The organism is Dinoroseobacter shibae DFL 12 = DSM 16493 (assembly GCF_000018145.1).
In the GTDB taxonomy this organism is placed as follows: domain Bacteria; phylum Pseudomonadota; class Alphaproteobacteria; order Rhodobacterales; family Rhodobacteraceae; genus Dinoroseobacter; species Dinoroseobacter shibae.
On record NC_009952.1, the window covers coordinates 3,440,931 to 3,453,251 of the forward strand.

Below are 12,321 nucleotides of genomic sequence, written 5' to 3' on the forward strand. Positions count from 1 at the left end.
GCCCGAGCCTCTGTCCCAGGGGACAGAGGCGAGACGAAAGACTTGCGCCGCAGGCGCTCCGCTTGCCAAGCGGCAAAGAAAAACGCGCCCCGATCCGGGGCGCGCTCCATCCGTTTCACGAACCCGGCGTTATTCCGCGGGTTGGCTCTTTTCCTTGCGCTTGATCGGCGCCCAGAGGCGCTTGTTGGTCAGGTACAAAAGCACCGACAACACGATCAGGAAGGCCACGGCGGTGAAGCCCGCCTCCTTGCGTGCGTTCAGCTTGGGCTCGGCTGTCCACATCAGGAAGGCCGCCACATCCACCGCTTGTTGTTCGATGGTGGCCTCGGTGCCGTCCGCGTATTCCACATCATCGCCCCAGAGCGGCTGCGCCATGGCGAAATAGCCGCCCCACGCGTCGTTGCCATAGAGGACGGTGCCCGCTTCTTCCTTCTCCGACCCGTTATACTTGGTCAGCAGGGACGCGATATACTCCGCCCCGCCCATGCCGTTGAAAAGCTGGCTCAGACCGGTGCCGTAGGGCCCGTGAAAGCCTGCCCGCGCCTTCGCCATCATGCTGAGGTCAGGGGCGTTCTCCAGCGCAGATTCCGGGAAGTGGTCCGTTGGCTTTGCCGGGCGGAAATCGTCGAGTTCCGCGTCATAGACCTCGTAGAACTCCGCATAAGCCCGCATCTGGTCCTCGGGCAGCATCGGACCGCCCTCGTCGGACAAGTTGCGGAAGGCCACGTAGCGCAGGCCATGGCACGCGGCGCAGACCTCGGTATAGACCTGCAGGCCGCGCTGGAGCTGTTGCGTATCATAGCTGCCGAAGGGGCCTTCGAACGGGAAGGCATAATCGGTGATCTCGCCGACCGACCCCGCGGCCAAGGCACCTCCCCCGGACAGGGAAAGGGCCGTGGCGGCGATTGCGAGTTGTTTGATCATGGGTTGATCCTCTCTCTCGCCCGATTATTCGGCCGGTGTCGGCGCAGCGGCCGAACCGTCGGCGGAATCCGCCTTGCCATAATGGGCTTTGAAGTCGTCTTCGATGGTTGCGGGCGGCGCCGTGGGCTTCTCGATCACGCCCAGGAGCGGCAGGATCACCAGGAAGTAGGCGAACCAGTAGGCCGACCCGATCAGCGCGATGATCGGATAGATCCCCTCGGCCGGCATCGCACCAACCCAGGTAAGCACCACGAAGTTCACGATGAACAGCCAGAACCACCACTTGAACATCGGACGATAGCGGCCCGAACGCACCGAGGAGGTGTCGAGCCACGGTGCCAACGCCATCACGGCAATCGCGCCGAACATGGCCAGCACGCCGAAGAATGCCGCGTCGATGATCCCGCCGGTGATCCAGCTTGCGAACATCACTACCCAGACATCCGGGGTGAAGGCGCGCAGGATCGCGTAGAACGGCAGGAAGTACCATTCAGGCACGATGTGCGACGGCGTCACCAGCGGGTTTGCCTCGATGTAGTTGTCCGGGTGGCCGAGGTAGTTCGGCATGAAGCCGACCACGGCGAAGAACACCACCATGATCACGGCCAGCGCGAACAGGTCCTTGATCACGAAGTAGGGCCAGAACGGCAGGGTGTCACGCTCAGCTTCTTCCTTCGAGGTGCGGCGCACTTCGACACCGGTCGGGTTGTTGTTGCCCGTGGTGTGGAAGGCCCAGACGTGCACGATCGAAAGGCCCAGGATCACGAACGGCAGCAGGTAGTGCAGCGAGAAGAAGCGGGTCAGCGTGGCATTGTCCACCGCCGGTCCGCCCAGCAGCCAGGTCTGCAGCGCATCGCCCACGAAGGGGATGGCGCCGAACAGGCCGGTGATCACCGTGGCACCCCAGAAGGACATCTGACCCCAGGGCAGCACGTAGCCCATGAAGGCCGTGGCCATCATCAGCAGGTAGATCAGCATGCCGATGATCCAGGTGATCTCCCGCGGCGCCTTGTAGGAGCCGTAATAGAGGTTCCGGAAGATGTGAAGGTAGACCGCCACGAAGAACAGCGATGCGCCGTTCATGTGCAGGTAACGCAGCATGTGGCCGCCGTTCACGTTGCGCATGATGTGCTCGACGGACGCGAAGGCCATGTCCACATGGGGGACGTAATGCATCACCAGCACGATACCGGTGACGATCTGCAGGATCAGGCAGAACATGAGCACGATGCCCCAGATCCACATCCAGTTCAGGTTCTTGGGTGTGGGGATCATGATCGTGTCGTAGATGAGGCCGACGATCGGCAGGCGAGAGTGAATCCACTTCTCGCCACCGGTCTTCGGCTCGTAATGGTCGTGCGGGATGCCAGACATGTCGTTCCTCTCCCTTAACCGAGTTGAATTGTTGTTTCGTCGATAAACTCTACCAGCGGAACGGGCAGGTTCTCGGGGGCGGGCCCGCGACGGATGCGGCCCGAGGTGTCGTAATGCGAGCCGTGGCAGGGGCAGAACCAGCCGCCGAAGTCACCGGCATCGCCGAGCGGCACGCAACCCAGGTGCGTACACACGCCCTGCATGATCAGCCATTCGCCATTTTCGCCGTAGGACCGGTTCTCGTCGGTCGCCGGCGCGCCTTCGTTGTTTTCGTTCCGGGCCACGGGGTCCGGCAGATCGTCCAGCGACACGGACCGGGCGTCTTCGATCTCGGCCGCGGTGCGGCGGCGGATGAACACCGGCTTGCCGAGGAACATCACGGAAATCTGCGTCCCCTCGGCAACCTCACCGATATCGACCAGGATCGAGGACAGCGCCTGAACGTCGGCGGAAGGGTTCATCTGGTTCACGAGCGGCCAGATGGCCGCGCCTGCGGTGACGGCACCTGCGCCGGCCGTAGCATAGTACAGAAAGTCCCGGCGTGTGCCGGTCTGATCCTCTGCGTGGGACACGTGGGTTCTCCTTACTCGGGGCGCAATGCGGCGCCAGCGATGACGCAGGACCGCACAGGCGGCGGCCCAACTCCATTGGGGTTATAGAAGTGCTTTTGGGACCGTCGAGGGGACATAGGAGCGCAGTTTTGTCGCAGGGGGCTTGTTTGCGCCGCATTTTTGAAATGGGATCGCTAACGGACGCTATGCCGCGGCGCGCCTGTTCCCCGCAAATCCGCCATGCCACGGGTTTCGACCCATGATCAGCCCCCTTGTCGAGAATCGGTTGTCAGTTCGACGGGGTCGTCGCGATCATTGCCTCCCGTGCCAGGAACGTGTCCGCCCAGGCCGCCAGCGCCGGCCGTCCCTCGCGCCAGGACCGATCCGCGTGGCGGAAGTCGAGATAGCCCAGCGCGCAGCCCACGGCGATCTGGCTCATGTCGATCGGGGCGGCGAGATGGCTCATCCAACGGTCCTCGATCGCGTCGAGTGCGCGGGCGATCTTGGCCCATTGCCCGTCGATCCAGGCGTCGTCCTGTTTTTCCGCCGGGCGGAAGCGGCGTTCGTAGACCATCAGGACACCCGCATCCATGATCCCGTCGGCCGTCGCCTCCAGGGTCAGCACCTCCCACAGGCGCGAGGCGGGATAGGCCTCCAGGGTGAATTTCGCATCCAGATAGCGGCAGATCACGCGGCTGTCGTACAACGCAGGCCCGTCGGGCCGTTGCAGCGCCGGGATCTTGCCCAGGGGGTTGGCCGCCTTGATCGCGGCATCGGCTTCGCCCACCACGGCCGTGGCCACGGGGGTGAAGGTCACCATGTCGTCATAACCGGTCTCGGCCAGAAGAACCCGCACCTTCCGGACGAAGGGCGAGGCGGGCGCCCCGAAAAGTTCCATCATCAGACGCGCCGCAACCGGACACGCCCGAGCACGCTGGCATCTACCTCGAACCCGATGCCATTCGGCATCCGCACGGTGCGGCGGTAACGGCCCTGGCCATTGACCTGCTGCCCTTCCGGCGCGCGGCTGAAGGCCACGCCTTCGTCCACATCCTCCATCAGGTCCTCTGCCGCCTGGTTCACCGGTGCCGGTCTCGCCCTCGCATAGGCCACCGTGGCCAAGGCCGCTGCGGCGAGCGGGCCGTATTTCAGAACAGCACTGGCGATGGGCACGACGGGAATGGGCATGACGACCTCCTTGTTGCCTTACAAGGTAGGGCGCGCAGGCCGGTTCTGCAAAGTGGAAAAGCACATGCGATGCCCGGTGGGGCCACAAATGCCGAAGGGGCGCCCACCCGGACGCCCCTTCCCCGTCAGGCCCGCCGGATCAAAGGAAGGCGATGTCGTCGATATCGCTGACCCCGAGGACGCGAATGTAATCGACACCGTCCGTGTCCAGCCGGATCGTCACGCCGCGCGCGCCCTCGAACACGCTGCGCACCTCCAGCCCGGCAAGGTCGATCACGTCCTCGCCCACGGTGTAGTCGGTGATGCGCAGCCGGTTGTTCAACCCTTCTTCGTCGAAGAAGACGAACACGTCCGCGCCACCATTGCCGGTCATCACGTCGATGGCGCCGCCCTGCCCGTCGATCCGGTCCGCCTCGTCCGTGCCGCGCAGGAAGTTGCTGCGCACATTTCCGAGGATTTCGTTGATCCGGTCGCTTTCCAGATCCAGCCCGACGATCACCGGGTCGTGGTCCGAGTTGCGCGCCGGGTTCGTCCCGTCGAACAGACCCTGGTCGGTGGGCCGCAGGATCGGACTGCCGAAGGTGGATTCCTCGTTATAATCGTAGATCACGAACTCATCGGAATTGATGGTCCACTCCACCGCGCCCGTGACCTGGGAGGTCATGCTGTCGGTGCCCATGGCATAGTCGAGCGAGCCGACTTCTCCGCTGAAGCGGTAGCCATAGGCCTCCTCCCCCGACAGCGCCCTGACGAGGTTGGTGTAACCCGCGTCCTCCAGCGTAGTGATCGGCGTCTCCCGCGCGTAGGAGTTCAGGTCCCCGAGGATGAGCACATCCGGATCGTCCGAGCCGGTCGGGTTGGTTTCCAGCCAGGCGGCCAGCTCGGCCGCCGCGGCCTCGCGAGTGGCATTGTTGTTGCCCGCCCCATCGCCCGCGTTCTCATCTTCGGCCGCGCCGGTGAGAGAGCCCTTGGACTTGAAATGGTTGACCACCGCCGTGAACTCGCCACCGGACTCGATCTCGACAAAGGTCTGCGCGACCGCGGCCCGGTTGAAGCTGTCACCATTCGGGGTCTCGTCGCCATTGCTGTCGTCACCGTCATCCAGCGGATCGAGGAAGGCCTGGGTGTCGAGGATCGCGGCATCGCCCACCAGACCCACCGTGGTGGTCTTGTAGATGAAGCCCACCGCAATCGCATCGGTGCCCACGAATTCCTGGCCCGGGTCCACGAAATCGTAGATCTCGGCCCCCGAGGCGGCGTTCAGCCGGTCCACCAGGTCCTGGATCGCGGTCACATCCGTGGGATCGTTCGGATCGGAGGCAAAATCGTTCTCCAGCTCGATCAGCCCGTAGACATCCGCGTCCATCTCCAGAAACGCGCTCACGAGCTTCTCGGCCTGCCGCTCCAGCTCCTCGGGGCTTTCCGCCCCGCGCGGGGTGTTGCCGTTATCGGTCAGCCCCTCCAGCGTCGTAAAGTAGTTCAGCACGTTGAAGCTGACGACCTTGAGGCTGCCGCCCACGTCGGGGGCCTCCTCCGGGCGCGGGTTGCTTTCCGCAATGGCCTCGAAGCTGGCGGCCTGAGGCAGGCGCAGCTTGTATTCACCGAAATTGAAATCCACCACACCGATGATCGGCTCCAGGTCCTGCCCCAGGCGCGGACCGTCCGCCACCCCGCCGATCAGGTCCCCGTCCGGCTCGAAGAGCGGGCTGAGATCGCTGCGGCGCCCGTCGCTGCCATCGTCGATCTGGATCGTGTTGTCGGCCACGAAGGCCGCATTGGCCGCGTTGCCGTCCACATCCGGCGCGTTGAGTTGAGTGTATTGATAGAGCACGCCTTCGGACGAGACGGTGATTTCGCCGAACTGCTCGTAATCGAAGCTCTCGGTGATGGTCAGGGTCTCGGTGATCTCGATCAGCATCGATTCGAAGGCTTCGCGGTCCTCTAGGCCCGGCAGATCGGTCTCCACCGCCAGGTCGGCGATGTCCTCATAGGCCCCGGCAACCTCGACCCGCATCTGGCTGGCCACCAGCACGGTGCGGCCGAAATCCTCCTGCACGATGCCGACCACGCGGACGATGTCGCCCTCCGCCACGTCGAGCGGCGCGGCCAGCCCGCTGTCATCGACGAATATCCCCTCGGAGGTGGCGGTGTCGGCGTCGAAATCCTCCGGCTCTTCCATGGCGAAGAACCCGCCGAGTTCACGGAAGCTGTCGGCGTCGCCATCCTGGTAGTCGCCGGTCACCACGACCTCGATCACCACCTCGGTCCCCACGAGCGGGCTCTCGTCCCCATCGCCCTGGATCGCCGAGAGCAGCGTGGGATCGTCATCCAGCGACACGTCGCCACCGCCCCCGCCAGAATCGCCGGTGCCCGGTGTGGGATCGTTCGGCGCATCGTTGTTGAAACTCAGGATCTGCCAGTCGGCGGCTGTATCCGTATCCACCCCGTCCGCGATCCGGCCCACGCCCGCGGGCAGGAAACTGCTGTCCGGACCGACCTCGGGCGCGCCGAAGAAGGTCTGATCGCCGTCGCCGCCATCTGTGACACCGACCGCATCCAGCACGACCTCGGTCCCGGTCACGACCCCGTCGGTGATCGAACCCGTCTCGACCAGCGCGATGGTATAGGTGGAGTTTTCGATGAAATTGTCGGGCAGGGCGAGGTTGGGCGTCACGTCATAGGTGCCTGCCGCCGTGGCATTGGCGATCAGGAAGAACCCGTTGTCGCCAATCACATCGCCGGGGCCGAAATCGAACTGCGCGTCGATATTGCCTTGGGGAGACCCGTTGTCGCCCTCGATCACGATGATCGACAGCCCGGCAAGGGACGCGCCCGGCGTACCGAAGAGCTCGATATACTCGCTGTCCGGGCCGGTGGTGCTCCCCAGGACCTCGTTGATCACGAGGGGTACGGGCGCGGCCTCGCCGAAGGTAGGGTCATTCGGTGTCTCGTTGTTGAAATTCAGGATCTGCCAGTCCGCGGCGGTATCCGTATCGACACCATCCACGATCCGCCCCACGCCCGCAGGCAGGAAGGACCCGTCCGGCCCGATGACCGGCGCACCGAAGAAAAACGTATCCTCCGGCCCACCATCGGTCACGCCGACCGCGTCCAGAACCACCTCGGACCCGCTCACGGCCCCGTCGCTCAGCGACGCGGTCTCCACCAGCGCCAGGGTGTAGGAGGAGTTCTCGAGAAAGTTCTCCGGCAGCTCCAGGTTCGTGCCGACCCCGTAGACCAGCTGCGCCTGCACGCTGGCGACCAGGAAGAAGCCGTTGCCCGCAATCGCGTCGTCAGGCCCGAAGTCCAGACGCTGGTCGATGTTGCCGACCGGGCTGCCCGCGTCGCCTTCGACCACGATCAGCGACAGCCCGGCGAGCGACGCGCCTGGTGTCCCGATCAGCTCGATATATTCCGCGTCGGGGCCGGTGGTGCTGCCCAGAACCTCGTTGATCAAAATGCTGCCAGCCGCCGCCTGATGCGTCTCATCCAAGGAAAAATCGCGTGCCATTATGGTTGTACCCCTGTTGTCATGTATCGCCGCGCCGCACCAAAGCACGACAGCCGCGAGGCAGGCGGAAACAGCCTGCCCGATCACGGGTCTGTCCTGACGCGATGCGATAACAACAGCATGACAAGGGGCGACTGCATAGGGTTTTGTTAACCAAATCTTCACGAAGCTTAACGGACGGGCATCCGCTTGACACTTTCGACGCGGCGGGCGCAACTGCGGGCAGAGCGCCCCGCGGGCACTGACAGGCCGATGGGCCCGGAGCAGGGCCGAAACAGGGCAAGTTCGTGGGGAAAGGGGAGGCGCGCGCCATGGGACTCGAGAACCCGTCCGACGAGTATCTGATCGCCCCCGATCCGGGCCGCGCGCGCCTGACCCGGGCCGTGACCGGCGTGGATCAGACCGGCGCAGCCAGCGAGATCGCCGTGGTCGAGGAACGCCCCCTGACCATCTTCCTCAACAGCCGCGAGATCGTCACCGCCATGACCATCGGGGACTACCCCGAATACCTGGCCGTGGGCTTTCTGCGCAATCAGGGCATGCTGGCCAAGGCGGATGTGATCACCGGGGTGGAGTATGACGACGATCTCGACGTGGTGGTCGTGCGCACCGAGACCGAGACCGATTACGAGGACAAGCTCGCCAAGAAGACCCGCACCTCCGGCTGCGCCGTGGGCACGGTGTTCGGCGACATCATGGAAGGGCTCGAAGGGCTGGCGCTACCGCACACGCAGGTCCGCACCTCCTGGCTCTATGCGCTGGCGGCCAAGATCAACCGCACCCCCAGCCTGTACCTGAGCGCGGGCGCGATCCACGGCACCGTGCTGTGCGAAGGCGACCGCCCGCTGGTCTACATGGAGGACGTCGGCCGCCACAATGCGGTGGACAAGGTCGCGGGCTGGATGCGGGCCGAGGGCATCTCCGGCGCGGACAAGATCCTCTACACCACCGGTCGGCTGACCTCGGAAATGGTGATCAAGACCGCCCTGATGGGCATCCCCGTGCTCGCCTCACGATCCGGCTTCACCGCCTGGGGGGTGGAGATCGCCCGCGACGTGGGCCTGACGGTGATCGGCCGGATGCGCGGCAAACGCTTCATCTGCCTTGCAGGCGAAGACCGGTTGATCTGGGACGCAGATCTCGCCCAGGTGGCCGAGGAAGACCCGAAGTCCCGCCGCAAGAGTGCGCAGCCATGAGTGCGGCGCGCTATCCCGGTGTGATCCTGGCGGGGGGGCTCGCCACCCGCATGGGCGGCGGCGACAAGAGCCTCCATGACCTCGGCGGCAAACCGATCCTCGCCCATGTGATCGACCGGCTGCGCCCCCAGGCGGGGCCGATCGCGCTCAACGCCAATGGCGACCCGGCGCGCTTCGCCGATCTCGGCCTGCCGGTCATCGCCGACAGTATCGAAGGCTTCGCCGGACCCCTGGCGGGTGTGCTCGCCGGGCTCGACTGGGCGGCGGAGCTTGGCGCCGACACCCTGGTCAGCGTGGCCGCCGATACCCCGTTCTTTCCCACCGACCTCGTCGCCCGGCTCGACGCCGCGCGGACCGAGACCGGGCATCCCATCGCCATGGCCGCCTCCCCCGACGGGGGCCGCAAGAGCGGCATGGGCCGCCACCCGACCTTCGGGCTCTGGCCCGTCGGCCTGCGCGACGACCTGCGCGCGGCGCTGACCGACGGGCTGCGCAAGGTGGTGCTCTGGACCGACCGGCACGGCACGGCCACAGCGCTCTTCGACGCGCCCGGCCCCGACCCGTTCTTCAACGTCAACACCCCCGAGGATCTGGAGCTTGCCCGCGCCCGCCTGACCGAGGGCACGGCATGAAACTCTTCGGCGTTGTGGGCTGGAAGAACTCCGGCAAGACCGGGCTGATGGAACGTCTCGTGGCCGAGATCAGCGGTCGGGGCTTCCGGGTCTCGACCCTGAAACACGCCCATCACGCGGTGGATGTGGACCAGCCCGGCAAGGACAGCTACCGCCACCGGCAGGCCGGCGCGGTAGAGGTGGTGCTGGCCTCGCGCAAACGCTGGGCGATGATGCACGAGCTGCGCGACACCCCCGAGCCGGAGCTCGAAGACCTGCTGCCCAAGCTGACGCCGGTCGACCTGGTGCTGGTCGAAGGTTACAAGCGCAGCCGCCACCCGAAAATCGAAGCGCACCGGGTCGAAACCGGCAAAGGTCTTCTGGCGCGCGAGGATACGACCGTGCGCGCGGTAGCCTCCAACGGTGCGCCGGAGGGACTTCCGGTGCCGGTGATCGACCTCGACGACACCGCCGCCATCGCAGACCTGATCCTGCGCGAGGCCGGGCTGACCGCGCAGCCCGCCGAGGATCAGCCGCCCTCGCAGCTGCGCAATGACTGTTTCGCCCTGCCCCCCGGCGTCGACTGGACCCCGGTGGCCGACGCGCTCGACCTGCTGCGCGACGGGCTGACCTGTGTCACCGGCACCGAGACACTGGCGGCCCGGGACGCGCTTGGCCGCATCCTCGCCGCCCCGGTGACCGCCCTGCGCGCCAACCCGCCCGCCGCGAACTCGGCCGTGGATGGCTATGGCTTTGCCCATGCCGCCCTCGGCCCCGAGGGGGGCGCGCTGCCGCTGGCCGGTGGCCGCGCCGCTGCCGGGGTGCCCCACCCGCATCCCGTGCCCGAGGGGCAGGCCCTGCGCATCCTCACCGGTGCGAGCCTGCCTGCGGGCGTGGATACAGTGGTTCTCGAAGAGGACGTGACCCTCGACGCCGATACCGTGCGCTTTGGCGCCGGGCTGAAACGGGGTGCGAATACCCGCAAGGCCGGGGAGGACAAGCTGCGCGGCGACACGGTCCTCGATGCGGGCCACCGGGTCCGCGCGCCGGACCTGGCGTTGCTGGCGTCGGTCGGCGTGGCGGAGGTCGCGGTCCGCATCCCCCTGCGCGTGGGCGTCCTGTCCACCGGGGATGAGCTGGCCACACCGGGGGAGACGGATGACCCTGCGCGCATCTTCGATGCCAACCGGCCCATGCTGCTGGGGATTGCGGCGGGCTGGGCCTACCGGCCCGTGGATCTCGGCCAGGCCCCCGATGACCGCGACGGGCTGCGCGCGATCCTCGACGACGCGGCGGAGCGCTGCGATGTGATCCTGACCTCCGGCGGCGCCTCGGCGGGGGACGAGGACCACATGTCCGCCATCCTGCAAAGCGAAGGCACCATGACCTCCTGGCGGATCGCCCTGAAACCGGGCCGGCCGCTAGCGCTGGGGCTGTGGCGGGGGGTTCCGGTCTTCGGGCTGCCGGGCAACCCGGTCGCCGCACTCGTCTGCGCCCTGATCTTCGCCCGTCCCGCCCTGTCGGTGCTGGCCGGCGGGCCGTGGCAGGAGCCGCTCGGCTTCACCGTGCCCGCCGCGTTTTCCAAGCGCAAGAAGCCGGGTCGCAGCGAGTATCTGCGCGCGCGCCTCAGCCCCGAAGGGACGGCGGAAGTCTTCGCCTCCGAAGGGTCGGGCCGGGTTTCGGGGCTGAGCTGGGCCGACGGGCTCGTCGCCCTCGGCCCGGAGGCGCAGGAAATCGCCCCAGGCACCCCGGTGCGCTATCTGCCCTATGCCGGGCTGCTGACCCCCTAGGACGTCGCGGCGGCCAGAGCCGTATCCATCAGCGCCTTGATCTGCTCCTTGCCGGTCCCGGCCACGATGCGCCCCAACTCCTCATCGCCCTTCAGCACCACCAGGGTCGAGCGCCGCGGAATTTCCAGCCGCCGGGTGATCTCGGCGTCCTTGAATTCGTCCCAATCCACGTCGATGAAGGTGATGCTGGAGGTATAGTCCGGCATCTCCGCCTTCAGCGCAGAAAGCACCCGGCCCTGCGCCGCGCAGGTGCTGCACCAGCTTGCCTTGAAGTCGAGAAACACGGTCTCGCCCCGCGCCAGCGCCGCGTCGACCATGCCGGGGGTATAGGCCTTCGCCCCCTCCATCGCCTGCGCCGCCATCGGCGCGGTCACGAATGCGGCCCCGAGGGCCAAAATCTCACGACGGTTCATGTCTCTCTCCCATGATTACAACGAAACGGACAGGTCGATCAGCCAGGGCGGCAGGGTCTCCACCGCCCAAGCTTCGGCCATGTGATGGACCCCGAATAACAGACCCGTGCCCACGGCCACGAAAACGCCGCCCATCACCGGGCGCGCATACTGAGCGATCCGGCGCATCAGGGCCTGGCGGCGCAGGATCGCCGCCCGCGCGCCATAGCCGAGCGCCAGGATCACCGTGCTCACACCCAGCGCGAAGGCCGCCATGATGCTGCCCGCGCGCCACAGGCTCTCCCCCTGCCAGGCCAGCGAGATCGCGGCCCCCAGGGTCGGGCCCACACAGGGGCTCCAGACTGCGCCGAGCAACATGCCACCGATGAACTGGCCCTTGACGCCGCTGCGGTCGATCTCGTCCATCCCGGCATCGGCCCGCGCCGACATGCCCGCCGTGGCCGTGGCGAACCCGGCGCTGAACCGCGGCACCAGCAGCACGAGCCCGAAAAGGATCATCAGAACCGCCGCCGCCTGCCCGACCTGCTCCTCGCCCAAGCCGACACTCCGGCCCAGGGTCGCCACCCCGAGCCCCAGCGTCACGAAGGCCAGGCTCATGCCTGCGGCCAGGGCCAGAGGGCCGCGCGGGTCCGCCTGCAACGCGGTGGCCAGCACGATCGGCAGCACCGGCAACACGCAGGGGTTGATGAGCGTCAGCAGCCCCGCGCCATATCCAAGGATCAGATCCATGCACCGGACCTACCGCGCGGCAGCGGCCCTGTCA

Annotated in this window: 11 protein-coding genes; 3 read left to right on the forward strand and 8 right to left on the reverse strand. The window is 66.6% G+C overall.

The window, feature by feature from the left end; translation table 11 throughout:
* Nucleotides 1–129 precede the first annotated feature (129 nt).
* From DSHI_RS16605 to DSHI_RS21495, 6 genes are all read right to left on the reverse strand, one after another.
* On the reverse strand, nt 130–924 hold the full coding sequence (locus DSHI_RS16605; protein ID WP_012179936.1) for a cytochrome c1: 795 nt from the start codon (nt 922–924) through the stop codon (nt 130–132).
* 24 nt (nt 925–948) lie between these two features.
* Nucleotides 949–2,298, reverse strand: a complete 1,350-nt coding sequence (gene petB, locus DSHI_RS16610) for a cytochrome b (RefSeq protein WP_012179937.1) — start codon at nt 2,296–2,298, stop codon at nt 949–951.
* A 14-nt stretch (nt 2,299–2,312) separates the two neighbouring features.
* Entirely contained in the window at nt 2,313–2,870 is a 558-nt protein-coding gene (petA, locus tag DSHI_RS16615) for a ubiquinol-cytochrome c reductase iron-sulfur subunit (RefSeq protein ID WP_012179938.1), read from the reverse strand.
* A 268-nt stretch (nt 2,871–3,138) separates the two neighbouring features.
* Nucleotides 3,139–3,747, reverse strand: a complete 609-nt coding sequence (locus DSHI_RS16620) for a glutathione S-transferase (RefSeq protein WP_044029054.1) — start codon at nt 3,745–3,747, stop codon at nt 3,139–3,141.
* A gap of 2 nt (nt 3,748–3,749) precedes the next feature.
* Entirely contained in the window at nt 3,750–4,037 is a 288-nt protein-coding gene (locus DSHI_RS16625) for a hypothetical protein (protein WP_012179940.1), read from the reverse strand.
* 139 nt (nt 4,038–4,176) lie between these two features.
* Nucleotides 4,177–7,530, reverse strand: coding sequence for an ExeM/NucH family extracellular endonuclease (locus DSHI_RS21495; RefSeq protein ID WP_157865353.1), 3,354 nt, complete (start codon nt 7,528–7,530; stop codon nt 4,177–4,179).
* 329 nt (nt 7,531–7,859) lie between these two features.
* Between DSHI_RS21495 and DSHI_RS16635 the strand changes: the two genes are divergently transcribed.
* Genes DSHI_RS16635 through DSHI_RS16645 form a run of 3 tightly spaced genes read left to right on the forward strand, consistent with a single transcriptional unit; the run spans nt 7,860 to nt 11,145 of the window.
* Complete coding sequence (locus DSHI_RS16635) at nt 7,860–8,744, forward strand: formate dehydrogenase accessory sulfurtransferase FdhD (protein WP_012179942.1); 885 nt, start codon at nt 7,860–7,862, stop codon at nt 8,742–8,744.
* Nucleotides 8,741–9,376, forward strand: a complete 636-nt coding sequence (gene mobA / locus DSHI_RS16640) for a molybdenum cofactor guanylyltransferase MobA (protein ID WP_012179943.1) — start codon at nt 8,741–8,743, stop codon at nt 9,374–9,376. The genes DSHI_RS16635 and mobA overlap by 4 nt, the downstream gene beginning before the upstream one ends.
* Nucleotides 9,373–11,145 carry a bifunctional molybdopterin-guanine dinucleotide biosynthesis adaptor protein MobB/molybdopterin molybdotransferase MoeA gene (locus tag DSHI_RS16645; protein ID WP_012179944.1) on the forward strand — a complete coding sequence of 591 codons (1,773 nt, stop codon included), beginning with the start codon at nt 9,373–9,375 and terminating at the stop codon, nt 11,143–11,145. Before mobA ends, DSHI_RS16645 begins: the two co-directional genes overlap by 4 nt.
* Here the strand turns inward: DSHI_RS16645 and DSHI_RS16650 are convergent.
* Together DSHI_RS16650 and DSHI_RS16655 are read right to left on the reverse strand one after the other, a co-directional pair.
* The gene (locus DSHI_RS16650; RefSeq protein WP_012179945.1) at nt 11,142–11,558 is read right to left on the reverse strand and encodes a thioredoxin family protein; all 417 of its coding nucleotides are present in this window, start codon (nt 11,556–11,558) and stop codon (nt 11,142–11,144) included. The genes DSHI_RS16645 and DSHI_RS16650 overlap by 4 nt on opposite strands.
* 15 nt (nt 11,559–11,573) lie before the next feature.
* The gene (locus tag DSHI_RS16655) at nt 11,574–12,287 is read right to left on the reverse strand and encodes a cytochrome c biogenesis CcdA family protein (RefSeq protein WP_012179946.1); all 714 of its coding nucleotides are present in this window, start codon (nt 12,285–12,287) and stop codon (nt 11,574–11,576) included.
* Between the last annotated feature and the right edge of the window lie 34 nt (nt 12,288–12,321).

Coding starts and splice junctions, on each gene's coding strand:
- DSHI_RS16605 (WP_012179936.1), bottom strand. CDS start 924: ATGATCAAACAACTCGCAATCGCCGCCACGGCCCTTTCCCTGTCCGGG.
- petB (WP_012179937.1), bottom strand. CDS start 2,298: ATGTCTGGCATCCCGCACGACCATTACGAGCCGAAGACCGGTGGCGAG.
- DSHI_RS16620 (WP_044029054.1), bottom strand. CDS start 3,747: ATGGAACTTTTCGGGGCGCCCGCCTCGCCCTTCGTCCGGAAGGTGCGG.
- DSHI_RS16625 (WP_012179940.1), bottom strand. CDS start 4,037: ATGCCCATTCCCGTCGTGCCCATCGCCAGTGCTGTTCTGAAATACGGC.
- DSHI_RS16635 (WP_012179942.1), top strand. CDS start 7,860: ATGGGACTCGAGAACCCGTCCGACGAGTATCTGATCGCCCCCGATCCG.
- mobA (WP_012179943.1), top strand. CDS start 8,741: ATGAGTGCGGCGCGCTATCCCGGTGTGATCCTGGCGGGGGGGCTCGCC.
- DSHI_RS16645 (WP_012179944.1), top strand. CDS start 9,373: ATGAAACTCTTCGGCGTTGTGGGCTGGAAGAACTCCGGCAAGACCGGG.
- DSHI_RS16650 (WP_012179945.1), bottom strand. CDS start 11,558: ATGAACCGTCGTGAGATTTTGGCCCTCGGGGCCGCATTCGTGACCGCG.
- DSHI_RS16655 (WP_012179946.1), bottom strand. CDS start 12,287: ATGGATCTGATCCTTGGATATGGCGCGGGGCTGCTGACGCTCATCAAC.